General features: G+C 67.0%; 23 protein-coding genes. 20 read left to right on the top strand and 3 right to left on the bottom strand.

Annotation, left to right across the window (positions count from 1 at the left end; genetic code table 11):
* From AX681_RS16090 to AX681_RS16010, 17 genes are all read left to right on the top strand, one after another.
* The coding region (locus AX681_RS16090) for a hypothetical protein (RefSeq protein ID WP_197424305.1) at nt 1-1,228 on the top strand (1,228 nt) is incomplete at its 5' end.
* Between the two features lie 6 nt (nt 1,229-1,234).
* Nucleotides 1,235-1,690, top strand: a complete 456-nt coding sequence (locus tag AX681_RS16085; RefSeq protein WP_066659442.1) for a very short patch repair endonuclease — start codon at nt 1,235-1,237, stop codon at nt 1,688-1,690.
* Between the two features lie 190 nt (nt 1,691-1,880).
* Nucleotides 1,881-2,786 (top strand): HEPN domain-containing protein, encoded by a 906-nt coding sequence (locus AX681_RS16080; RefSeq protein ID WP_066659444.1) that lies wholly within the window; start codon nt 1,881-1,883, stop codon nt 2,784-2,786.
* A 202-nt stretch (nt 2,787-2,988) separates the two neighbouring features.
* Nucleotides 2,989-4,110: a hypothetical protein gene (locus tag AX681_RS16075; RefSeq protein WP_066659449.1), complete on the top strand. Its 1,122-nt coding sequence runs from the start codon at nt 2,989-2,991 to the stop codon at nt 4,108-4,110.
* Nucleotides 4,111-4,464: 354 nt separating this feature from the next.
* Nucleotides 4,465-6,483 carry a conjugal transfer protein TraG gene (locus AX681_RS16070; RefSeq protein WP_066659450.1) on the top strand — a complete coding sequence of 673 codons (2,019 nt, stop codon included), beginning with the start codon at nt 4,465-4,467 and terminating at the stop codon, nt 6,481-6,483.
* A gap of 3 nt (nt 6,484-6,486) precedes the next feature.
* Nucleotides 6,487-6,891, top strand: coding sequence for a CopG family transcriptional regulator (locus tag AX681_RS16065; RefSeq protein WP_066659452.1), 405 nt, complete (start codon nt 6,487-6,489; stop codon nt 6,889-6,891).
* A complete protein-coding gene (trbB, locus tag AX681_RS16060) occupies nt 6,888-7,886 on the top strand; it encodes a P-type conjugative transfer ATPase TrbB (RefSeq protein ID WP_066659461.1) in 999 nt (332 codons plus the stop codon). Before AX681_RS16065 ends, trbB begins: the two co-directional genes overlap by 4 nt.
* A 3-nt stretch (nt 7,887-7,889) precedes the next feature.
* Nucleotides 7,890-8,219, top strand: coding sequence for a TrbC/VirB2 family protein (locus AX681_RS16055; RefSeq protein ID WP_066659463.1), 330 nt, complete (start codon nt 7,890-7,892; stop codon nt 8,217-8,219).
* A complete protein-coding gene (locus tag AX681_RS16050; protein ID WP_066659465.1) occupies nt 8,216-8,485 on the top strand; it encodes a VirB3 family type IV secretion system protein in 270 nt (89 codons plus the stop codon). The genes AX681_RS16055 and AX681_RS16050 overlap by 4 nt, the downstream gene beginning before the upstream one ends.
* Nucleotides 8,479-10,926 carry a conjugal transfer protein TrbE gene (gene trbE / locus AX681_RS16045; protein WP_066659467.1) on the top strand — a complete coding sequence of 816 codons (2,448 nt, stop codon included), beginning with the start codon at nt 8,479-8,481 and terminating at the stop codon, nt 10,924-10,926. Before AX681_RS16050 ends, trbE begins: the two co-directional genes overlap by 7 nt.
* A complete protein-coding gene (gene trbJ, locus AX681_RS16040) occupies nt 10,923-11,681 on the top strand; it encodes a P-type conjugative transfer protein TrbJ (RefSeq protein ID WP_231733720.1) in 759 nt (252 codons plus the stop codon). Before trbE ends, trbJ begins: the two co-directional genes overlap by 4 nt.
* A gap of 115 nt (nt 11,682-11,796) precedes the next feature.
* Nucleotides 11,797-13,098 (top strand): P-type conjugative transfer protein TrbL, encoded by a 1,302-nt coding sequence (gene trbL / locus AX681_RS16035; RefSeq protein ID WP_066659469.1) that lies wholly within the window; start codon nt 11,797-11,799, stop codon nt 13,096-13,098.
* A 3-nt stretch (nt 13,099-13,101) separates the two neighbouring features.
* Nucleotides 13,102-13,890 (top strand): conjugal transfer protein TrbF, encoded by a 789-nt coding sequence (trbF, locus tag AX681_RS16030; protein ID WP_066659471.1) that lies wholly within the window; start codon nt 13,102-13,104, stop codon nt 13,888-13,890.
* Nucleotides 13,887-14,726: a P-type conjugative transfer protein TrbG gene (trbG, locus tag AX681_RS16025; protein WP_066659473.1), complete on the top strand. Its 840-nt coding sequence runs from the start codon at nt 13,887-13,889 to the stop codon at nt 14,724-14,726. Before trbF ends, trbG begins: the two co-directional genes overlap by 4 nt.
* Entirely contained in the window at nt 14,723-15,937 is a 1,215-nt protein-coding gene (locus tag AX681_RS16020; RefSeq protein ID WP_066659476.1) for a TrbI/VirB10 family protein, read from the top strand. Before trbG ends, AX681_RS16020 begins: the two co-directional genes overlap by 4 nt.
* 7 nt (nt 15,938-15,944) lie before the next feature.
* Nucleotides 15,945-16,184, top strand: a complete 240-nt coding sequence (locus AX681_RS16015; RefSeq protein ID WP_066659478.1) for a DUF2274 domain-containing protein — start codon at nt 15,945-15,947, stop codon at nt 16,182-16,184.
* A complete protein-coding gene (locus tag AX681_RS16010) occupies nt 16,177-16,398 on the top strand; it encodes a helix-turn-helix transcriptional regulator (RefSeq protein ID WP_066659480.1) in 222 nt (73 codons plus the stop codon). Before AX681_RS16015 ends, AX681_RS16010 begins: the two co-directional genes overlap by 8 nt.
* 343 nt (nt 16,399-16,741) lie before the next feature.
* On the opposite strand, the gene AX681_RS16005 is transcribed toward AX681_RS16010, so the two are convergent.
* Genes AX681_RS16005 through AX681_RS15995 form a run of 3 tightly spaced genes read right to left on the bottom strand, consistent with a single transcriptional unit; the run spans nt 16,742 to nt 20,033 of the window.
* On the bottom strand, nt 16,742-17,647 hold the full coding sequence (locus tag AX681_RS16005) for a plasmid partitioning protein RepB C-terminal domain-containing protein (RefSeq protein ID WP_066659482.1): 906 nt from the start codon (nt 17,645-17,647) through the stop codon (nt 16,742-16,744).
* A complete protein-coding gene (locus AX681_RS16000) occupies nt 17,644-18,543 on the bottom strand; it encodes a plasmid partitioning protein RepB C-terminal domain-containing protein (protein WP_066659483.1) in 900 nt (299 codons plus the stop codon). The genes AX681_RS16005 and AX681_RS16000 overlap by 4 nt, the downstream gene beginning before the upstream one ends.
* On the bottom strand, nt 18,540-20,033 hold the full coding sequence (locus AX681_RS15995; protein WP_066659485.1) for a recombinase family protein: 1,494 nt from the start codon (nt 20,031-20,033) through the stop codon (nt 18,540-18,542). Before AX681_RS15995 ends, AX681_RS16000 begins: the two co-directional genes overlap by 4 nt.
* Before the next feature lie 186 nt (nt 20,034-20,219).
* On the opposite strand from AX681_RS15995, the gene AX681_RS15990 reads away from it, so the two are divergent.
* The 3 genes from AX681_RS15990 to AX681_RS15980 form a co-directional block, all read left to right on the top strand.
* Nucleotides 20,220-20,558, top strand: a complete 339-nt coding sequence (locus tag AX681_RS15990) for a hypothetical protein (protein ID WP_066659488.1) — start codon at nt 20,220-20,222, stop codon at nt 20,556-20,558.
* Between the two features lie 196 nt (nt 20,559-20,754).
* On the top strand, nt 20,755-21,099 hold the full coding sequence (locus tag AX681_RS15985) for a helix-turn-helix domain-containing protein (protein ID WP_066659490.1): 345 nt from the start codon (nt 20,755-20,757) through the stop codon (nt 21,097-21,099).
* Nucleotides 21,099-21,930: type II toxin-antitoxin system HipA family toxin (locus tag AX681_RS15980; RefSeq protein ID WP_231734988.1), on the top strand; the 832-nt coding region annotated here is incomplete at its 3' end. The genes AX681_RS15985 and AX681_RS15980, both read left to right, overlap by 1 nt.

Raw genomic sequence — 21,930 nt, 5'->3', positions numbered from 1 at the left:
CGCCCAGCCCGCGACGCCAGGCGCCGAGCCTCAAGCGCCGGCCGAGGAGGCGCCAGCCGAGCCGGTCGACACGACGCCATTGGAGGTCGATGACGAGGGGCAAGGCGTCGTGTTGCAGATCGGCGCGACCGTCGATGGCTTCCAGCCAAAGCCGGTGGCGCTGAACATTTCGGACACTCGCCTCAACCAGCTCAACATGGGGGTGGTGGGCGACCTGGGCACTGGCAAGACCCAGCTTCTGAAATCACTAATCATGCAGATCTCTTCCGCGGCGCAGGCGAACCGTGGAATCAAGCCTCGCTTCCTCATCTTCGACTACAAGCGGGACTACAGCAATCCGGATTTCGTGGCGGCTACGGGCGCTCGCGTAGTGCGACCGCACCGCCTTCCCCTCAACCTGTTTGACACCCGGACGATAGGCGAAGCCGCGGCGCCCTGGCTCGACCGCTTCCGATTTTTCGCCGACGTCCTCGACAAGATCTACTCCGGCATTGGTCCCGTCCAGCGCGACAAGCTCAAGAGAGCCGTCAAGTCAGCCTACGAGAGCTGCCTGCCAGGGCAGCAGCCAACGCTGTACGATGTGCACTCCGCCTACGCCGAATTGCTCGACGGAAAGTCAGATTCGCCAATGGCCATCATCGACGATCTGGTGGACATGGAGGTCTTTGCCTCGAGCACGAGCGAGACCCAGCCTTTCGATGAGTTCCTCGACGGCGTGGTGGTGATTTCGCTCGACGCCCTTGGGCAGGACGACCGCAGCAAGAACATGCTCGTCGCGGTCATGCTCAACATGTTCTATGAAAACATGCTGCGAACGCCGAAGCGTCCGTTCCTCGGGGCAGACCCGCAGCTTCGCGCGATCGACTCCTACTTGCTTGTCGACGAGGCGGACAACATCATGCGGTACGAATTCGATGTCCTGCGCAAATTGCTTCTGCAGGGACGCGAGTTTGGCACGGGCGTGATCCTGGCGTCGCAATACCTGCGGCACTTCAAGGTGAATGCCACCGATTACCGGGAGCCGCTGCTGACGTGGTTCATCCACAAGGTGCCGAACGTCACGCCCGCGGAGCTTGCGGCGCTTGGCCTGTCGGGCGCTGCCGCCGAACTGGCCGAGCGCATCAAGTCGCTCCAAGTGCACCAATGCCTCTACAAGTCCTTCGACATGCCTGGTGACATCGTGAGGGGGCTGCCCTTCTTCGAGCTGGTGGCCGGCAAGCCCGGCTAGCAGCCCGTGGTTGACACCCTCACCCCAGAGGAACGCTCGGAGCGGATGCGTCGCATCCGTTCGTCGAACACCAAGCCCGAGGTACTCCTTCGCAAGGCTCTCCACGCGCGTGGCCTGCGGTTTCGACTGCACGGGCGGCAACTACCCGGCAAGCCGGACGTGGTGCTGCCGAGGCATCGGGTCGCGATCTTCGTGCACGGCTGCTTTTGGCACCGCCACGAAGGATGCAAGGTTGCCACGACGCCGAAATCCAACACGCAATTTTGGATCGACAAGTTCGATCGCAACGTCGCGAGGGACAAGCGTGTTCGCTCGGAACTGGAAGCGGCAGGATGGCGCGTTATCGTCTCGTGGGAGTGCGAATTGGACACGCCGGCAAAGGCCGCCGACACCGCCGAGCGCCTCGACAAGTTCATTCGCGGCGGCGACGAGTCCGGAGCCTGCCAGCAACATGGCCGATAGCCCCAGCCCCATGCGAGAATGGCGAAGATGTACTCGGTGTCCGGCGGCCCCGGAAGTTGAGAACCGCGCTTGAGAACGCGCGCCGATAACGGCCATCCGGCGCCCCCGAACGGCCAATGATAGCCGGCGGGCAGCTGATCCGACAACCTGTGCTTGCCAAGAGACTCTCGGTCGCCGAAGATTCCGGGCGATGAGAAGGGACGTCGATCACCTGCCGGCAGTTCAACAGGGCGAGCTGGAACGCGTCCAGCGCGTGTTGATGGAGGAGTTCGCCGAGGCGATCTCGAAGGCGACGACGCCGAGCCGCAAAAACGGAAAAATCCTCAAGATCATCCTGTTCGGCTCGTACGCGCGAACCGACTGGGTCGACGAGCCGGAGAACGGCTACCAGTCCGATTTCGACCTGCTCGTGGTGGTGAACCACGAGGACCTCACCGATATCGCGCACTACTGGTATGTGGCCGAGGATCGCATCCTCCGCGACGCCGAGATCAAGCGGCCGGTGAACATCATCGTCCATTCGCTCGACGAGGTGAACCAGTCGCTCAGGCGCGGCGAGTATTTCTGGGTCGACATCGCCCGTGATGGCATCGTGCTGTACGAGTTGCCCTGCCACCCGCTCGCCGCACCTGCACCGCTCACGGCAGCTGACGCCTACCAGATGGCGGGCGTCTATTTCGGGGAGTGGCTGAGGAAGGTTGACAGCTCTATAAAGGGAGCAAACTTCTACATCGGTGAGCAGGAGTTCAAAGACGCAGCCTTCACGCTGCATCAGGCCGTGGAGCGCGCCTACATCTGCTTCCTGCTCGTGCGCACGCTCTATTTCCCGCGCTCGCACAACATTAAATTCCTGCGCTCGCTGGCCGAGGACAACGAGCCGCGGCTGATCGAAGCTTGGCCGCGCGAGCGACGGATCGACCGTCGGCGCTTCCAGCTCCTCAAACGCGCCTATGTCGAGGCGCGCTATTCCACCGCCTACGAAATCAGCATCGAGGAGCTGAACGCCATCCTTGAATGCGTGCGCAACCTCCGCAACATCGTCGAGCAAGTATCGCGCGAGCGGCTCCAAGAGCTTCGGTCTGGCGCCGGGCTGTAGCGCGTTTGATCACCTGAACCATCATCCGACTGGCCGGTTTGGACACGCTGCCGCCAAATTGCGGCCCTGTCTCCCAAGGTCGCGCCTGACTTCGCTTCGGATGCGGTTCGCTGCGGTGCGCCAAATGTAGGTCGAACGCCGGGCGCGAATCTGCCAAGTAAGTCGGATGACGAGCAAATCCCCTTTCGGGACTGACAGTCCCTTGAACGAGATGATGAAGCGCCAGCGCGAGCAGTCTGACCTGCTTAAGCGCGCGCTTGGCCCGAGTTTCGCGCTGCAGGAACTCACGAGGTTGCCCACCGGCCTTGCAGCTTTCGAGGCGGTGGAGAGGAGCGGCATTCTCAAGACCGCGGCAATGATGAAGGACACGCGGATCGGCGAGGTGATGGCGGCGAGCGAGGCCTATCGCCTGAGCAGGCTCTCGGTGCTCAAGGACTATGCGACGCCAAGCTGGATGGTGGCGCTCCAGAAGACCGGTATCGGAATAAACCGCGATCCGACTGGTATCCTTGCCACCCAGCGTGGCCTGGTCGGCTCGACGGTCGCGGACATGGTGAAGCTCGGCGGCTTGTTCGAAGCCAATAGGTCGGTGCTCGGCAAGCTGATGATGGACTCGAGCATCGGCGATCAGTTCCGGGCGATGAGCCAAACCCTGGCGCCGAAATTGGACATCCTGAAGACGGCGGCCGAGCGGGCGCGCATGATCGACATGATGACGTTGCGCGCGACTGCTGAAGCGGTCGCGACGAGCAGCACGGTCGTTATGGCCGAGCAGGTCATCGAGGCGCAGCGCATTCTCGACGCGATCGGTCAAACCGAGGATCCGACGCAAAGCACCGACCTAGTAGTGGCGTTCATGGCGCTCATGAGCGCCATGTTCTCGATGTTCGGCGAGAACACCGCGAAGGAACTGCGCGCCATTGGCGCGTTCGCGCTGCTCAGCATCCTCTTGAACTTCCAGACCATCTACAAGGAGTTCTCGTCGCAGGACCTGACGCCGGCGGAGCAGAAGGCCCATTCCGAGATGGTAGTCCATGCCAAGGCCATCGAGGAGAAGCTCGACGAGATCCTCGCAGCCGATGAGGCGGCGAAGAACGCCTATGTCGGCGATTATCCGCGCGGGGAACTGAAGCGGGGCGCGGCGATCCGCCGGGAGCCGCAGGGCAAGGCACAGGTGCTGATGCGGGGCGACGCCGGCACAGCGATTGCAGTCAAGGAGAGCAGGGGCAAATGGCGCTTGGTAATCTACCGCGACCCTCTGACCGACCAGCTTTCCGAGGGATGGGTCTATGCGTCGGCAGTTGAGCTGCTGGACGCTCCCTAACCTGCGAAATAATCCACTTTTGAGTGGGTGGGGCTCTCCGGATGCGCGGGCTCGCCCATAGCGGTAGAGCGGCCACCGGCGAGCCCCTCGCCCGACTGCGAAGGCCGTTCTGGGACCCCGCAGCATCTCGCTGCAATCGAAACCGCTAGACCGGAGGCGGCGCGGCGGGCTCTCGCCACCGCGAAGAGCATATTGGCGATGCTGGACAGCGAACCCCGTTGACCAGGGCGAACGAGGTCCGAACCAGGCCGTTCCTGGCCAATCAAGGCCCATCAGGGTCATTCTCTTTTCAAGGGCTTAGGCCGAGTCTGAGGCCGTCCGGATCGACCGTCGTCGACCGGCGGGAGCCTCGACGTGACGCCTACCAAGCTGCTCATCGGACAGATACTCATCGTCTTCGCGATTGTGCTCACGGGGCTTTGGGCGGGGACACAATGGGCGGCGGCGATGCTCGCCTACCAGCCCGAGCTCGGCCGGGCCTGGTTCCATGTCGGACGGCTGCCTGTCTATCGCCCGTGGTCGCTGTTCCCTTGGTGGTATCACTTCGACGCCTACGCGCCCCATGTGTTCGACCGCGCGGGCACGCTGGCAGCGGCGAGCGGGTTCATCGGCTGCGGCGCGGCGATCTTCGGTTCGCTCTGGCGTGCGCGGCAGGCGCGCTTCGTCACGACCTATGGCTCCGCCCGCTGGGCGACGCAGAAGGAGATCGAACGCGCCGGACTGCTGCGCGACGCTGGCGTCATGCTCGGCCGCCTCGGTGGGCGCTATCTTCGCCATGACGGCCCCGAGCACGTCATGGCGTTCGCGCCCACCCGCTCCGGCAAGGGCGTCGGGCTCGTCGTGCCGACGCTGCTCAGCTGGACCGGCTCGGCCGTCGTCCACGACATCAAGGGCGAGAACTGGCAGCTGACCGCCGGCTGGCGCGCGCGCTTCAGCCACGCGCTGCTGTTCAATCCCACCGACGCGCGCTCGGCTCGCTACAATCCGCTGATCGAGGTCCGCCGCGGCCCTAACGAGGTCCGCGATGTCCAGAACATCGCCGACATCCTCGTCGATCCTGAAGGTGCGCTCGAACGCCGCAACCATTGGGAGAAGACCAGCCATTCGCTGCTGGTCGGCGCGATCCTCCACATCCTCTATGCCGAGGAAGAAAAGACGCTCGCCCGCGTCGCCACCTTCCTCTCCGACCCGCAGCGGCCCTTCGTCGCCACGCTGCGGCGGATGATGACCACCAACCATCTCGGCACCGACGAGCATCCTTGCGTCCATCCTGTCGTCGCCTCCGCTGCCCGCGAGCTCCTCAACAAGAGCGAGAACGAGCGCTCGGGCGTGCTGTCCACCGCGATGAGCTTCCTCGGGCTCTATCGCGATCCCACCGTCGCAGAGGTCACCTCGCGCTGCGACTGGCGCATCGCCGACCTCGTCGAGGGCGAGCGGCCGCTCTCGCTCTACCTCGTAATCCCGCCCTCGGACATCAGCCGCACCAAGCCGCTCGTCCGCCTGGTCCTCAACCAGATCGGGCGCCGCCTGACCGAGCGCCTGGATCAATCCGGCTCCGAGCGGCGGCACAAGCTGCTGATGATGCTCGACGAGTTCCCGGCGCTCGGTCGGCTCGACTTCTTCGAGACGAGCCTCGCCTTCATGGCCGGCTACGGCATCCGCGCCTTCCTCATCGCGCAGTCACTGAACCAGATCGAGAAGGCCTATGGCGAACACAACTCGATCCTCGACAACTGCCATGTCCGCGTCGCGTTCGCGACGAACGACGAGCGCACCGCCAAGCGCATCTCCGACGCGCTCGGCACCGCCACCGAGCAGCGCGCGATGCGCAACTATGCCGGGCACCGGCTCGCGCCCTGGCTCGCCCACGTCATGGTCAGTCGCCAGGAAACCGCCCGCGCGCTGCTGACGCCCGGCGAGATCATGCAGCTCCCGCCACAGGACGAGCTGGTGCTCGTCTCCGGAATGGCGCCGATCCGCGCGCGCAAGCTGCGCTATTTTGCCGATCGCAACTTCACCAACCGCGCCGGGCCGCCACCGGCGCTGCCGGACGGCTGCTATGCCGACCGGCCCGACGCCCGCGCCGACGACTGGAGCGGGATCGTCCGCGGCCCGGATGCACGTCTCGGCGGGAAGGGCGCGTCCGAGGAACCGGCCGAAGACGGCGGTCTCGAGCAGCAGCGCCACCCCGGCCTGCCGGAACAGTCGGCCCCGCAGCCCGAGACCACGCCCGACCCGACGATCGCGCTCGCCGACGAGGACGATATCGCCGCCTACAGCCAAGCCATGGACCAGGCGCGCGGCCTCACCGCCGTCGCCCGCGGATACGCCCTCAACGAGGGCAGCGACCGCGACCTCGTGCCGGGGATCTGAGCCATGAAGGTCCGCCAGAACCTCTATATCGACCGCGAGCTCAGCGACGCGCTGGAGGCGCTCGCCGCCGGCACGGTGGGCAACAAGTCGCGGCTCGTGAACGACGCGCTCGCCGACTGGCTTGCCCGGCGAGGCGCCAAGGAAATCGACGACCTCCTCAAGCTCCGCCTCGACCGCATCACGCGCGAGATCGGGCATGCCCGGCGCGACATCGAGGTCCTGCTCGAGAGCCTCTCGCTGTTCGTCCGCTACCAGCTGATGGTGACGGCGCCACTGCCGGAGGCTGATGCTGCCGCGATCGCCGTCGGGCGGGACCGTTTCGAGAAGTTCGTGGCGCAGGTCGGCCGCCAGCTCGCCGCCGGCAAGCGCACGATCGGCCACGACCAGGACACGGGAGGCGCGGCATGAGCGGCGGACCCGATACCGTGTCCGAAGGCCGGCGCCGCGCCATGCTGCGCACGGCGATGGGGCCGACGATCGCGGCGGCGCTCGCCGACCCCCTGGTGCTCGAGGTGATGGTGAACCCCGACGGGGCGCTCCGGCTCGACCGCCTGGGCGAGGGACGCACGGACACGCTGGTCCGCTTCGACCCTGCCCAAGTCGAGCGGATCATCCGGCTGGTCGCGTCGCACGCGCGCACGGAGGTCCATGCCGACCGGCCGATCGTGTCGGCCGAGCTTCCGCCGCACGGCGAAGGGGCCGGCGAACGCTTCGAGGGCCTGCTGCCGCCTGTCTCGCTCGGCCCTTGCTTCTCGATCCGCAAGCCCGCGACCCGGCTCTACACACTCATGGACTATGTGACGGACGGCATCATGTCGGCCGACGCGGCACGCCTGCTGTCGCTGGCCGTGGTCGAGCGCCGAAACATCCTCATCGCCGGCGGAACCAGCTCGGGCAAGACTACGCTCGCCAACGCGCTGCTCGCCGAGATGGCGTACCTCGACGAACGCGTGCTGCTCATCGAGGACACCCGCGAGCTCCAGTCGCCCGCCGCCGACACGGTCGCGCTCCGCACCCGCCCCGGGGCAGTCACGATGGCGGACCTGGTCCGCTCTACGCTGCGGCTCCGGCCAGACCGGATCATCGTCGGCGAGGTCCGCGGGCCCGAGGCGCTCGACATGCTCAAGGCCTGGAATACCGGCCACCCCGGCGGGATCGCCACGGTCCACGCCAACAACGCCGCCGCCGCGCTCACCCGGATCGAGCAGCTCGTCCAGGAGGCGGTGGTCACGGTGCCGCGCCGGCTGATCGCCGAGGCGATCGACGTCGTCGTGTTCATCGACGGACGCGGCGCCGCGCGGCGGGTCCAGGCCATCGCCCGGCTCGCCGGCCTCGACCCGGACGGCAACTACGCCCTCGTCGACCTCACCCCTGCTCCCGAACCCCTCGTTGATGGAGACTGACCCATGTTGAGCAACGCTTCGCTTCGCCGCCCGCGGGCTGTCCCGGTCCTGGCGCTCGGCCTAGCTGTCATGTCGGCCCAGGCCTGGGCCAGCGGCTCCGGCATGCCCTGGGAGGAGCCGCTCCAGCAGGTGCTGGAATCCGTCCAAGGACCCGTCGCCAAGATCGTCGCGGTGATCATCATCATCGTGACCGGCCTGACGCTCGCGTTCGGCGAGACCGCGGGCGGGTTCCGGCGGTTGATCCAGATCGTCTTCGGCCTGTCGATCGCTTTTGCGGTCTCGTCCTTTTTCCTGAGCTTCTTCAGCTTCGGCGGCGGGGCGCTGGTCGGATGAGCGCCGGCGGGCACGTCGAAGGCTTCGAGGCGCCGATCCACGCCAGCCTCGGCCAGCCGCTCCTGCTCGCCGGGGCGCCGCGCGGCCTCGCGATCGTCAACGGCACGATCGCGGCCGCGATCGGCCTCGGCCTCCAGCAATGGCTGGCAGGCATCGCGATCTGGGCGGTGGCCCACAGCCTCGCCGTCTTCGCCGCCCGCCGCGATCCCGACTTCGCTTCGGTCCTGATCCGGCACCTGCGCCAGAAGGGGTATCTCGCATGCTAGCCCTGCACGAATATCGCCGGCGCGCCGACCGGCTCGCGGACCATCTTCCGTGGGCGGCGCTGGTCGCCCCGGGCGTGGTCCTTAACAAGGACGGCAGCTTCCAACGCACGCTTGGCTTTCGCGGGCCCGACCTCGAGAGCGCGACCGAGGCGGAGCTGGTCGCGGCCTCGGCGCGCGCGAACAACGTGCTCAAGCGTTTCGGCTCGGGCTGGGCCTTGTTCTTCGAAGCCGAGCGCCGCGAGAGCCAAGGCTATCCCGAGAGCCGCTTCCCCGACCCCGTGTCCTGGCTCGTCGACGAGGAGCGCCGCGCCGGGTTCGAAGCCGAGGGCGAGCATTTTGAGAGCCGCTACTACATGACGCTGCTCTGGCTGCCGCCCGCCGACAGCAGCGATGCCGCCGGCCGCGCGCTGGTCGACCGCCCCGAGCAGGATGGGACACGCGACTGGCGCGGTGAGCTCGCGCGCTTCGTCGCGGAGACCGAACGCGTGCTCGACCTTCTCGCCGGGTTCATGCCCGAGGTCAGGGCGCTCGATGACGCGGAGACGCTGGCCTATCTCCACGGCACCGTCTCGGATCGCCGGCACCCTGTCGCCGTGCCCGAGACGCCGATGTACCTCGACGCGATCCTGGCGGACACGCCGCTCGCCGGCGGTCTCGAGCCCCGGCTCGGCGAGGCGCACCTGCGCACGGTCACCATCCTCGGCTTCCCGTCGCTGAGCCGTCCGGGCATCCTCGATGCGCTCAATTCCGCCGATTTCGCGCACCGCTGGGCGACCCGCTTCATCGCGCTCGATAAGACCGACGCGACCAAGGTGCTGACCCGCATCCGGCGCCAGTGGTTCAACAAGCGCAAATCGATCACCGCGTTGCTGCGCGAGGTGCTCTACAACCAGCCCGCCCAGCTCCTCGACAGCGACGCCGACAACAAGGTCGTCGATGCCGACCTCGCGCTGCAGGAGCTCGGCGGCGATCATGTCGCCTTCGGCTACCTGACGGCGACGATCACCGTCGCGGATCCGGATCGCGCCCGGGTCGAGGAGAAGGTCCGCGCCGTCGAACGGATCGTCAACGGGCTCGGCTTCACCTGCGTCCGCGAGACGGTGAACGCCGTGGAGGCATGGCTCTCGTCGCTGCCGGGACATGCCTATGCCAATGTCCGCCAGCCGCTCGTCCATACGCTCAACATGGCCCACCTGATGCCGCTCTCGGGCGTCTGGGCGGGACCGGACACGAATCGGCATCTGGACGGGCCGCCGCTTCTCCATGCGCAGACTTCGGGCACGACGCCGTTCCGGCTGTCGACCCATGTCGGCGACGTCGGGCACATGATGGTGGTCGGGCCGACCGGCGCCGGCAAGTCGGTGCTGCTCGCGCTGATGGCGCTCCAGTTCCGCCGCTACGCGGGCTCGCAGGTCATCATCTTCGACCTGGGCTTCTCGGCCCGGGTGCCGGTGCTGGCGATGGGCGGCTCGCATTATGCGCTGGGGGGCCAAGGCGAAGAGGCGCCCCTGGCGTTCCAGCCGCTGCGCCGCATCCACGAGCCCATAGAGCGCGCCTGGGCGGCCGAGTGGCTCGCCGCCCTGCTCGCGCACGAGAAGGTGACCGTCACGCCGCAGGTCAAGGATGCGGTCTGGTCCGCGCTCGGCAACCTGGCCACGGCGCCCGTCGAGGAGCGAACGCTGACCGGCCTTTCGATGCTGCTGCAGTCGGCGCCGCTCAGGGTGGCACTCACCCCCTACACGGTCGAAGGTCCCTACGGGCGGCTGCTCGACGCGGCCGAGGAGAAGCTCGCCTTCGCCGAGGTGCAGTGCTTCGAGACCGAGGCGCTGATGCTCCAAGCCGGCGTCGTCGCGCCGGTCCTCAACTACCTCTTCCACCGGCTCGAAGCACGGTTCGACGGACGCCCGACCCTGCTCGTCATCGACGAGGCCTGGAGCCTGCTCGACGATCCAATGTTCGCCGCGCGCATCCGCGAGTGGCTGAAGACCCTGCGCAAGAAGAACGTCGCCGTCGTCTTCGCTACACAGTCGCTCGCCGACATCACGACAAGCAGCATCGCGCCGGCCATCATCGAAAGCTGCCCGCAGCGCATCCTGCTGCCCAACGACCGCGCGATCGAGCCGCAGAGCCGGGACGCCTACGAGCGGTTCGGGCTCAACGAAAGGCAGGTCGAGCTGGTCAGCCGGGCAACGCCCAAGCGCCACTATTACCTTCAGTCCGCTCGCGGAAACCGTCTGTTCGAGCTGGGGCTCGGACCGCTCGCGCTCGCGCTGTGCGGCGCCTCCGGCCCCGAATGGGTCGAGCGCGTCGACGCGCTGCTCGCCGAGCATGGCCCGGAACACTTCGCCGACCGCTTCCTCCGCGCTGCCGATCTCGACTGGGCCGCCGACCTGCTCGCCACTTTCCCTGCTCCCCAACCGCAAGCCCCCCAGGAGACATGACCATGAGCCGTTCCATGCATCCCCCGTCGCGCAAGCACCTCGTCGCCGCCGCGCTCGGCGCTGCCGCGGTCCTCTCGCTCGGCATGGCGATCACTGCGCCGCCGGCCGCGGCGCAGATCACCGTGTTCGATCCGGGCAACTACAGCCAAAACATCCTGACCGCCGCCCGGACGCTGACCCAGATCAACAACCAGATCCGCTCGCTCCAGAACGAGGCGGCGATGCTGCTCAACCAGGCGAAAAACTTGGAGACAATCGACTTCCCGGAGCTCCAGGCGATCACCCAGCGGCTACAGCAGATCGACCGGCTGATGGGACAGGCGCAGGGGCTGGACTTCCGCATGGAGGGGCTCGACCGGCAGCTCCGCCGGCTCTTCCCGCAGGACTTCGCCCAGGCGCTTTCGACCGACGAGCGGGTGCTCGCCGCGCGGCAGCGGCTCGATACCGCCATGGCCGCCTACCGGCAGACCATGATGGTCCAGGCGCAGGTCGCAGAGAACGTGGCGGCCGACGCCGGAACCCTGAGCGCGATCGTGGCCAAGAGCCAGGGCGCTGAAGGTGCGCTGCAGGCGCAGCAGGCCACCAACCAGCTGCTCGCGCTCACCGCCAAGCAGCAGCTCCAGGTCCAGAACCTGATGGCTGCCCAGTTCCGCGCCGAGGCGGCCGAAGCGGCACGCCGCGCGCAGGCCGAGGCGGAAGGACGCCTCGCCACCAGGAAGTTCCTCGGGTCGGGCTCCGCCTACACGCCCCAATAGGCGCCCCGGCCCGAGGCGGCGGCGGTTTCGCCCCCGCCGCCGTCGCCGCGGGGCGTGGTTTCAGCTCCCCCGCCATGCCCCGCGGCACCCCTTCATTTGCAGAGGAAAGAGCCACGTGCAGGATCTCAACGTCATCGACCGGTTCATGGAAGCCTTCATCCGCTACATCGACAGCGGGTTCGGGTTGCTCGGTCCCGACGTCGCGTTCCTCACCACCACGTTGATCGGCATCGACATCACGCTTGCCGGGCTGTTCTGGGCGATGGGCGGCGAGCAGGACGTGCTCGGGCGCTTCCTCAAGAAGATCCTCTACGTCGGCGCCTTCGCGCTGATCCTCGGCAACTTCTCGACGCTCGCCGACATCATCTTCCGCTCGTTCGCGCAGGCGGGCCTCACCGCGGGCGGCGGGGCGCTCGGCGCCGACGACCTGCTGAGGCCCGGCCGCCTTGCCGCCACCGGCTATTCGGCAGCCTGGCCGCTGCTCGACCAGGCGTCGAGCATGATGGGCTTCATCAGCTTCTTCGAGAACTTCCTGACGATCGCGGTGCTGCTGTTCTCCTGGGCGATCGTCATCCTCGCCTTCTTCATCCTCGCCGTGCAGATGTTCGTGACGATCATCGAGTTCAAGCTGACCGCGCTGGCCGGCTTCATCCTCGTGCCGTTCGCGCTGTGGAACCGGACCAGCTTCCTCGCCGAGCGCGTGCTCGGCAACGTCGTTTCCTCCGGCATCAAGGTGATGGTGCTCGCCGTCATCGTCGGCATCGGCTCGAGCTTCTTCGCCGAGTTTACGACCTCGCTCCAGGGCCAGGAGCCCGACCTCGGACAGGCGATGAGCCTGGCGCTCGGCGCGCTCTCGCTGTTCGGCCTCGGCATCTTCGGCCCAGGCATCGCATCCGGGCTGGTCGCTGGCGCGCCGCAGCTCGGCGCGGGCGCGGCCGTCGGCACGACCCTGGGCGCGGCAGGCGTGGTGGCGCTCGGCGGCGGTGCTGCGATGGGTGCCGCGCGCCTTGCCGGTGCCGGCGCGCTCGGCGCCGTCCGCGCCGGCACTGCGATGGGCTCGGCCGCGTCGACCGCATACAAGCTGGGGCGGGAGGCATCTGGCTCCGCAAGTGTCGGCGCAGGTCTCAAGGGCGTTGCCCAGGCGACCGCCGGCGCGGCGCGCCAAACAGCGGGCTCGGCCTTCGGCCTGAGGCAAGCAGCAAAATCCGGGCGCGCCGCCGCATGGTCCGCGCTCGCCGGCACCGGCGGCGAGACGCCGGCGCCTGGCGTGGGCGCAGAGGCCGCGCCTGCGTGGGCCCGGTCGCTTCGCCGGCAGCAGGATGCCCGGCACCACCGCCATATCGCGCTCCAGGCATTGAAGGAGGGCGACCGCGGCGGCGCCTCGGCCAACCCCGAGATCAAGGAAAAGGAGGACTGAGCCATGCGCTTCAAGCGAAGCGTCCAGCGTTATGGGCACACGCCCGAGCCCGAGACACCGTACCAGCGGGCAGGGCAGGCGTGGGACGACCGTATCGGGTCGGCCCGCGTCCAGGCGCGCAACTGGCGGGTCATGGCGTTCGGCGGCCTGTTCCTGACGACCGCCATGTCGGCCGCGCTCGTTTGGCAGTCCCTCCAGAGCAAGGTCGTGCCCTATGTCGTCGCGGTCGACCGGCTCGGCGAAGCCCGGGCAGTGAGCGAGGCCGAGCGCGACTACCAGCCGACCGATGCCCAGGTCGCCTGGCATCTTGCGCGCTTCATCGAGAAGGTCCGGTCCGTCTCGCTCGATCCGGTGCTGATGCGCCGCGACTGGCTGTCGGTCTATGACTTCGTCACCCGGCGCGGCGCGCAGTTTCTCGGCGACTATGCGCGCGTCGCCGATCCCTTCGGCGCCGTGGGCGAGAAGACGGTTTCGGTGCAGGTGACGAGCGTCGTCCGCGCCTCCGACAGTTCCTTCCAGGTGAAGTGGACCGAAACGGCGTTCGAGCGCGGGGTGCGCACCGGAACGTCCAGCTGGACCGGCATCCTGACCGTGGTGCAGCGCCCTCCGACCAACGCCGAGACGCTCCGGCGCAATCCGCTCGGCCTCTACGTTGACGCGATCGACTGGAGCCGCGAGCTCGAACCCTCGCCCGCGCCGGCCCCTTCGCCGAGCGTGCCGCTCGGATCCCCGCTCGATCCGAACCTGGCGCTCGAGCCGCCATCCCCCACCGCCACGGAGAGCCGGCAATGAACCGTCAGCTTGTCCTCGCGGCGCTCGCCGCGGCCACGATCGTCCCGACCGCCGCATCGGCCCAGGCGCCCGAGGTCCGATCGCAACGCGGCGTCGCCGCGGTCCGAGCCGCCAACGCTGGCGCCACCCTGGAGCCCGGGCGTCCCGACTTCGTGAATGCCACTGCCGTCTATCCCTACGCCGAGGGGACGATATACCGCGCCTACACCGCACCCGAGCGCGTGACCGACATTGCGCTGCAGCCGGGCGAGAACCTGGTGGCCGTCGCCAGCGGCGACACCGTCCGCTGGGTAATCGGCGACACGAGCAGCGGCACGGGCGCCGAGAAGCGCATCCACGTGCTGGTGAAGCCCTTCTCCGCCGGCCTCAGCACCAACCTGGTGATCACGACCGACCGGCGGACCTACCATGTTGCCCTGGCCAGCACGCCCGGGCCTGCAATGGCAGCGCTGTCGTGGAGCTATCCGCAGGACGAGCTGCTCGCCGTCCGGCGCGCGCAGGAGGCGGCCGCGGCTGCCGCGCCGGTCGCGGCGGGGCTGGAGATCGAGCGGCTCAACTTCGGCTACGAGATCTCCCGGGACCGGCCGAACTGGCGCCCGCTGCGCGCGTTCGACGACGGGCGGCAGACGTTCATCGAATTCCCGCCCTCTATCGCAGTCGGTGAAGCGCCGCCGCTGTTCCTGGTCGACGAGCGGGGTGAAGCCCAGCTCGTCAATTACCGGCTGCGGGGCCGCTATTATGTGGTCGACCGGCTGTTCGACACGGCAGAGCTCCGCCTCGGCACGAAGCGCCAGCAGGTCGTGCGCATCAGCCGGGCCGGCAGGAGGGCGCGATGACCGAGGCTGCCGCCACCGCTCCCCAAGCCGCCGCGCCGGCCAAGGTCGATCCGGAAACGCTCGTGCTGCGGGCGCGCCCCGCACCGGCGATCCGCTTCAAGCGCGGGCTTATCGTGGCACTGGCTGCGGGCGCCATCGTCGTGTTGGTCGTGACCGCCTGGCTCGCGCTCAAGCCCCGAAGCCTCCAGCTGGTCGGCGAGCAGAACGACCTTGCCGAGCCGGCAAAGGCGCCCAGCGACGCGCTGAGCGCGCTTCCCACTAGCTACGGTAATGCGCCGCAGCTCGGTCCGCCGCTGCCGGGCGATCTCGGCCGTCCCATCCTCAAGCACCAGCAGGCGATCGCGGCCGACGGCACGCCGCCGCAGGCGACGGCGGCCGAGCAGGCCGCACAGGCGGCGCGCGCGCAGGCCGCCGCCGAACGAAAGGCCGCACGCGAATCCCCGGTGCTCGTGCAGGCGGGAAACCGAACCGCTGCAGGGGAGGCGGCGCCTGCGTCGGCTGCCGCTGCCGCCCCGCAGAGCACTGCTGATGCGACCCGCGTCGCGCTGGATCCGGACCGCGACCCCAACGCGCAACAGCGCAAGGCGGACTTCGTGTCGGCCCAGGACCGCAACGGCGATATCAATCCGCATGCGATCCGGCCCGCGGCGTCGCCCTATACGCTGTCGGCAGGAAGCGTCATCGCCGGCAGCCTCATCACCGGCCTCAGGTCCGATCTGCCGGGGCTGGTCACCGCGCAGGTCACCGAGCGCGTATTCGACAGCGCGACCGGCCGCATCCTGCTCATCCCGCAGGGCGCGCGCCTCATCGGCACTTATGACTCCGTCGTGGCGTTCGGCCAGAGGCGCGCGCTGGTCGTCTGGCAGCGGATCATCTTCCCCGACGGCCGTTCGCTGCGGATCGAGAACGTGCCGGCGACCGACCCGGCCGGCTATGCCGGTCTCGAGGACAAGGTCGACTTCCACACCTGGACGCTCCTCAAGGGCGTGGCGATCTCGACGCTGCTCGGGGTCGGCTCGAACCTGACCTTCTCCGGCGAGAGCGATCTGGTGCAGGCGCTCCGGGAATCGACCCAGCAGAACGTCGCGCGCGCCGGCGACCAGATCACGTCGCGCAACCTCCAGATCCAGCCGACGATCACCGTCCGGCCCGGCACGCCGGTGCGGCTCGTCGTCCATCGCGATCTCGTGCTCGCCCCTCCCGTCGAATAGGTGACCCATGCCCGAGCTCAAGCTCCCGAAACTGCCCGACCGCACGCCGGTCAAGCTCACGATCAGCATCACGCCCGATCTCAACCAGGCGCTCACCGATTATGCGGAGGTCTATCGCGCGACCTACGGCCAATCGGAGGCCGTGACGGACCTTGTTCCGTGCATGCTCCGCTCGTTCCTCGACGGCGATCGCGCCTTCGCAAAGGCGCGCGAGACGATGTACAAGGCTGGGCGGGGCAATGGCTGAGTTCCCGGAGCCGCCCGAACGCTTTCTCAAGCTGGCCGAGGTCTGCCGCCGCGTGGGGCTCGGCAAGTCGATGATCTACGACATGATCAAGCACGGACGGTTTCCCCGTCCCTACAAGATCTCGCCCTTCGCATCGCGGTGGAGCGAACGCGAGGTCGTCGCCTGGATCGACGACGTGAAGGATGGGTTCGAGGGGAAACGCAGGAAAATCTGATTAATGTCCGAAACTCGTATGCAGATTTCGGACATGACCTGATCGCGCCAAGCAATCGCCGACCGCATGCAGAGCGATCCCGGCCGCGCATGGACACCTCCCGGCCTTGTCGACAACGCGCCGCGAACAACGATCGACAAGAAAGCCAACGACCTGAGCCCCACCGCACCGGAGGGGCGTACCATTCGCAGGCACGCCCCTCCAAATCGGCCAGCCTATGACTGCCGGCCTAGCGGGCTCCGTGCGGGTTCGCCGCCATTCCCGCCACCGCGCTCGATCCGCCCCACCGTGCGGCGTCTCCCGCGGTCCCCGCGTTTATCGGGTCCGGGTCCCCATCGTCAGGTCATTCCGCCGCTTCCGGCAATGGGGCGATCGTCTCGATCTCGCCGATTGCCTGGAGCTCGTTGAGATATTCTGGCCGGTGCTGCGATATCCACCGTGCGACGCGATCGTTTCCAAGCAGCGTGCGAATGTAGGCACGGGCCACCGTCAGGTGCAGGTTGTCGACGCCATAGCGGTCCTCCACCGACTTGACCTGCATCTGCAGGCTCGCGAGCTCCCGCTCCATTCGCGCCATCTGTTCGCTGGAGACCGACGCAGGGCGTTTTGCCGGCACCTTCACCAGCTGGCTTTCCGGCGTGGCCGCGAGCGCGGCCTTGGCAAGCACGACGGTGAAGTTATTCTGTCCGATCATGAACTCGGCGACCTCGATCTGCCGGATCGACGACATCCGCCGGAGAATGTCGAAGACCGCCATGGGGCAGGGCGCGTCCTTCAGGATCTCGATCGCCTCGCGGCATATCCCGTTCAACATGCGCGAGCGCCGGTGGATCGAGGCGACCTCGAGCCCCAGTGCCTCGGCGATCTTCTCTTCCGGCGCGCCACGCTCGATCGCGCGGCGGATCATCCTGTGCTCCTGTATCGCCGCGAGGCGATTGATCCGCTTGTTGTAGGTGTAGCTCTCGTCATCCGTGGAGATGATGCACTCCACCTCAGTCGCTCCCAAGTCCCTGAGCGCTTCGACCCGCAACTGTCCGTCGAGGAGGAAGTATCGCCCGCTATCGCTCGGGTTGGGAGTGACCACCGGCGCTTCGACGAGACCGATCGCGCGCACCGAACTCAGGATTTGAGTATATTTCTTGCTCTCCTTCACGCCCGCGCGAAGCGTCTTGAGCGCGATCAGGTCGGAAAGCGGAATCCGCCTGGTTTCGTCCTCGAACGAAAGCTTGACCGGACCGCGCCCCGTCATGACGCGGCCTTCCCATACACGCGGGAGGCCAGTGCTCGCGGCATCGAGTCGAGTCCTTCCGCGCGAAGCAGCGTGCTGAATCCATCCTCGCTGACGAGATCCTTCAGCGCTTCGATTACGAAGAGAAGGCGTGCCTGGGCGAAATCGGACTTCTTCACCAGCATGCGCTGCTTTTCGGCTTCCTGCTGGTAGAACCGCATCATCTCCGTTGCCGTGATGTGCCGTCGCCCCGACCGTCGCCCCAGGCCGCTGTCGGGAACGCCTTTGCGCTGGCGCATCCGCTGGTCGAGCATCCTCCGCACCGCGCCGAGCTTCTTGCCCTTCAGCTTCCCGCCCTCATAGGCCTCCAGGAGCAGGCTCTGGGCGTCTTCGGTTTCGGCCCGGGCTATGTCGACCGCGAGGCTTACGGGAATGAGCCGGGTTTCGACCGCCGCAAGCAGGCGTTCCTCCCCGCGTTCCAGCAGGACTCCGACCATGTTTGCCCAGCTCGGAGTGCAGCCAATCTTTTCCGCAATCTGGGCATCATTGTATCCACGCCGGCGCAACGACCCGATCTCGTGCATGATGTCGATGGGACGGTGCTGGCGACGAGCTATGTTCTCGACCAGGCTCATCACGAGGCAGTCATCGTCATCCGCTTCGATGACGATCGCCGGGATTTCCTCGGCGCCGAGCATCCGGAACGCTTCCAGTCGTCCTTCGCCGCAGATCAGGTCGAATGTATCGCCATCCTCGCGCTGGCGCCGTCGCACCGTCACCGGACGTTTCAGCCCGACGGTGTCGATATTGTCGACAATCTCCCGATGCTGGCGGCGATTGCGTGTTCGCGGATTGAGCACCTGGATACGCTCGATCGGGATCGAGGCCATTTGCCCAGGATGGGTGGGGATCGTCATGCCGCCTCCGGGATGCGAATGCGTTCGGCAAGATTATACAGCGGATCGAGCGTGTCGAAGCGGTAGGCGTCGAGCGACAGCCCGTTTTCCTCGGCAAGCCGCACATCGGCGCTGGCGCGATCGATCCGGGGAAAGAGATAGAAGTCGAGCGGCCGCTCGTTGGCGCGGTCCATGCGGATGGCAATGGTGATGTCGGGCGTGACGCCGGTATCGAAGCGGAGATTCCATCGCAGCGATCCCGCCTGCGTTTGCCGGCATCGTGCAATGACGACGGAAATGCTGAGCTCGCCATTGATCGTAAGGAGGTCGTCGTCGGCGTCGCGTGCCACATGTGCGCCTACCGCGGCGAACCCTTCGGAAACCTCGTCGATGACATTGGGGTGCATGCACCGGAGCGCCCGATTGATGGCGATGTAGCGATAATCGCGCCGGGGACGATAGCCGACCAGGCTATATGCTCTCAGCAGGCTTCCGAACCGGGCGCGGTAGCTGCTGCTCGACGGCAATCCTTCGGTCTCGTCTATGATCAGCCCGGACAGCAGGCCCTGGGCGTGGAAGAGGTTCCGGAGGGCATCGAGCATCTCATCGTCGCTCAGCCGGAAGGCCCGTTCGCGGATGATCGTCTGCGCCGCCTCGAACAGCCCCTTGTCGATGATCGCCGGAAAGGCGTCCTCCGCCCGGATCCACATCCCCGGATCGTTGCGGACCCGCTTCTTCTTCAGCTTGAAGGAGACGCGGTTCCAGACGTTGTTGCCGATGTACTTCTCGTTGATGAGCACTTGGTGGACGGCGCCTCGCGTCCAGGGGCGCCCAAGATCCGTGACAAGCCCGCGCCCGTTGAGCGCATCGGCAATGTCGCGCTCGCAGCGCCGGTCATGCACGAAAGCACGATAGATTTCGCGCACGATGGCGGTTTCGTTGTCGGGACCCGGCGCCAGCACGACGCGATCCGTCTGGATGCTCTTCTGCTCGCCGCGTTCGAGTCCGCCCTTGATCGACCCGGACTGATCCACAAGGACGCGGCGCAGCCCGAACCCGGCCGGACCGCCCTGCCTGAAGCCGAGCTCGATCAGCCGGCATTGACCGGCGAAGACCTTGGCGGACAACTCCCGGCTATATTCGCCGGCCATGGCGCGCTTGACGCCCTTGACGATCGTCGAGATCGGGCTGCCGTCATTCTCGAATTGCTCGGCGCAGTAGTGCACGGCGATTCCAGCACGGCGGCAGATATATTCGTAATAGGCGCTCTCATCGGCATCCTGGAAACGACCCCAGCGGCTGACGTCGTAGACGAGGATCGCCTTGAAGTCGGTCGCCCCGGCGCCGACGTCCTCGATGAGACGCTTGAGCGCGTCTCGGCCGTCGATCCGAAGTCCGCTCTTGCCTTCGTCGGCATAGGTCCGGACGATCTCGAAGCCGCGCGCCGTGGCATAGTGGCGGATGGCGTCGGCCTGGTTCTCCGTCGAATAGCGCTGATGGTCGGTCGACATGCGGACATACTCGGCGGCCCGTATCGCCGACGGTCCCTCCGAACGCTCGTCCTGCGGGTCTAGCCAACTCACCAAGCACTGCCCTCACTGTTCGTCGTGCGGCCAAGTGCCTGACGATTCCGAGAGATGGTGTGAGCGCAGGACTCCTCCCGCACGTGGAAGACATAGCGGGAAAGGAACGGAAAGATGTTTCCGAAAACGGGCAAGGAATTACATTCCGAGGGCGACGAGACCAATCTGGCGGCTATGATATCGCAGGCGCTGATCGCCGAGCTGGGGGCAAGTCACAGGGCCACGAAGACCGCCATGCGATGGACGGGAGCAAGCGAACGCGCGGTCAAGCACTGGCTGGCGGCGACCCATGTGCCGAAATGCGATCATCTGGTATCGCTGGCCCGACATTCCGACCAGGTTCTCTGGGCCGTTCTCGCGGCGGCTGGGCGGGGAGACGTACGCGTCGCGCTGGAACTGGACGCGATCCGGCTCAAGCTTCTGGAGCTGGTCACGCTTCTGGAAGGACGCTGAGCGGCCACTCCGGGCGCGACGATCCGAAAGGTGTCCGAAAAGCGTATATGGTTTTCGGACAGGACCAAAAGGGCAGGGCGGACAATGGGCGTAATTCCGCTCGCCAAGGCTCGAAAGAGCGGAATTACGCTTGCGCACCATTCAAGATTGGAATAGCGAAATTCCGCTTGCTTGAGGAAAAAGAGCGGAATCTCGCATGAAGGCCGAAATCTTGAAGCTGCTGGGCGAGGACCTGCGCAATGCGCGCCGCGCCCGTCGGCTGACCCAACCCGAGCTGGCGAGCCGGCTGGGACGCGACCGCGCACGCATCTCCGAGCTCGAGCGTGACCTGCTCAACAATCGGCCAGGCCGCGATCGGCTGACGCTTATGGTCGAGATTTGCGACGCTCTCGGCTTGGTGCCGGTGCTGGTGCCGAGTGCCCGGGCCGCCCAAGTGCGAGCATTGGTCTCGCCCCAACAGATGGCGCGTGGCGGTAGTCCCACAGGATCTGCCTTCGATGATGTGTTCGTCGATCTCTCTGACGAAGACGGAGAGGGATGATGGCGACCGCCGCCGTTCTCGGCATTCACCTGCTCGGACCCAGGGGGCAGGCCACGCGAGTGGGCACGCTCACGCGCGATCGCAATGGCGCGACTGCCTTCGTGGTCGACGAAACATACCTGCGCGACGCCGCCCGGCCGGTGCTGAGTCTGGGTTGGCAAGTCCCCGGCGACGATGACGCGACCCGCGCACGGCTCGCTGACCGCAGCGACAAGATCGGGTTGCATGGCCTGTTGCCGCCCTGGTTTTCCGGACTCCTGCCCGAAGGGGCGCTGCGCGAATTGGTGATGGCGGAGATGGGCCCCGGCAATCACGATCAATTCGACCTGCTGCTGCGGCTCGGTGGCGATCTGCCCGGAGCCGTGCTGATCACGCCCGAGACCGGCACGCCCGACTCGGCCGGGCCCTTGCGGCTGGAGCGCGTCCATGGCTTCGAAGCGGCGCAACCCGAAGGCATCGTCAAATTCTCGCTCGCGGGCGTCCAGCTCAAATTCGTCGCCCAAGCGGATGGCGAACGGCTGACGGTTCCGGGCCGGATGGGGACGGGACGCTGCATCCTCAAGGTTCCCAGCGAACGTTATCCCGGGCTGCCGGAGGCCGAGTTCGCCGCGATGCAACTCGCGCGCAGCATCGGCGTCGAGACCGCCGATTGCCGCCTGGTCCCGGTCGAAGCGGTCGATGGCATCCCGGCCGAGTTGCTCGCCCATGGCCCGACGGTCCTGGTGGTCGATCGCTTCGACCGCCAGGCCGGTGACGAGCGCATTCACATCGAGGATGCAGGCCAGATCGTCGGCGCGATCGGCGAGCGCAAATACACGATGGCGACCACCG

This window comes from Sphingomonas sp. CCH9-E2 (assembly GCF_001557215.1).
Lineage (GTDB): Bacteria > Pseudomonadota > Alphaproteobacteria > Sphingomonadales > Sphingomonadaceae > Sphingomonas.
Note: the sequence above shows the minus strand (reverse complement) of the source record. Positions and strands in the feature narration are given on the sequence as shown.